General features: G+C 53.8%; 2 protein-coding genes. Both read right to left on the reverse strand.

The window, feature by feature from the left end; translation table 11 throughout:
- Window positions 1–103: 103 nt before the first annotated feature.
- Complete coding sequence (locus IFT71_RS21050) at window positions 104–343, reverse strand: hypothetical protein (RefSeq protein ID WP_192143449.1); 240 nt, start codon at window positions 341–343, stop codon at window positions 104–106.
- Between the two features lie 294 nt (window positions 344–637).
- A partial coding sequence (locus IFT71_RS21295; RefSeq protein WP_206757485.1) for a hypothetical protein occupies window positions 638–1,260 on the reverse strand: 623 nt, incomplete at its 5' end.

The following is a 1,260-nucleotide window of genomic DNA, read 5'->3' on the forward strand; positions in this document are numbered from 1 at the left end:
TGCCTATCAACCAAACGAACGGCAGCTTTCAGGCATCGTCACAGAACCAAAGAAGGTCGACAAGTGGGCGGCTTCAGACTCTCGCTGCGAGTTGCAGTAACACTCAACCTGCCTCGCGGAGCTCGGCGGCTTTCGCCATAACTGTCTCGATGATATCGAGCGCTTTGCCTGAGAGCGTCAACTGATCGTCAAGATTGCCGTCCCCGTCGCCGATGATGAAGCCTATTTGAGTGAGATGCATCAGCCAACGGGCTAGTACATTGCCGGGTATATTGTTCCGATGGCTTACCTCGCGCGCGGTGACGCGACGGCCATTGGCGTCGGCGACGAACAGTTCGAGCAACAATTCCCATCCCGGTTCGCTGAACAACTCACGGGGCATTATCTCGGATCGAATGCGTCGAAACTTTAATATTGAGTCGGCTGTCACCGCCGGACGATCCCTCGCTTCCACGTATTTCTCCAAGCCTGCAAGTCTGCTATACTTCTTGTCCGAGGAGTATGTTATTCCGTCGGTTGACCATAGATTTGGAAGAACTGCACTCGTGCTGCATTTAGAGTCGCTGCGAGAGCATAGTTTTCCTCCTGATCGGCAAACGCAATTAGCGCATCTAGGTTATTCGCTAGTGTTTGGAGGTCAGTTATCGGAGCAGCCTTCTGCATTCAGAGTCTCCGCATCCGCTAGCTCGCGCAGCGCCGCATACCTAGCTGCCATGTCTAGATGAAGTTTTATTACGATAGGATCTTTGGCTTGGGTTGCCATATCAAGTTCATGCTGCGCTCGAAGTAAGTAATATTGTTCATTACCACTCATGCCAGTGCCCCCTCCGGGCTGCCCCGCATAGAGCATGCAGCACGCCCTCGAGGCGTTATACCGTTCAAGCCTGTCCTGCTCTGATTGGTTTAAATCACATCCGAACTCACTTAGATCAGTCAGCATTAAGTAACGCGTAGCAGATAGCCTGGCCGGGTAAGCGCTGACTGTCCCCCGCGCACTGTCGAAAAACACACGATAGTCGCCGATCAGGGTTGGCGACGGCGTTTTGTGACGATCGAGAGGCTGTCGCCTGAAATCACCCGCTTGTCGCACAGTCGTGATTGCGACTGAATTTTCACATATCTGACCGCTGGATGGCAATAATGAAGAGAGAAGCGGCCGTCCGCTATTGAGGAGGTCGATAGCGTTCGCGGGCGTCGCCTGACGCTGACAACCGCGGTGGTGGCCGTCAGCTATCAGGCTACCAGTTCCCAGCCCTCTAA

Origin of the sequence: Sphingomonas sp. CFBP 13733, from assembly GCF_014841795.1 — a bacterium.
Classification (GTDB): domain Bacteria; phylum Pseudomonadota; class Alphaproteobacteria; order Sphingomonadales; family Sphingomonadaceae; genus Sphingomonas; species Sphingomonas aerolata.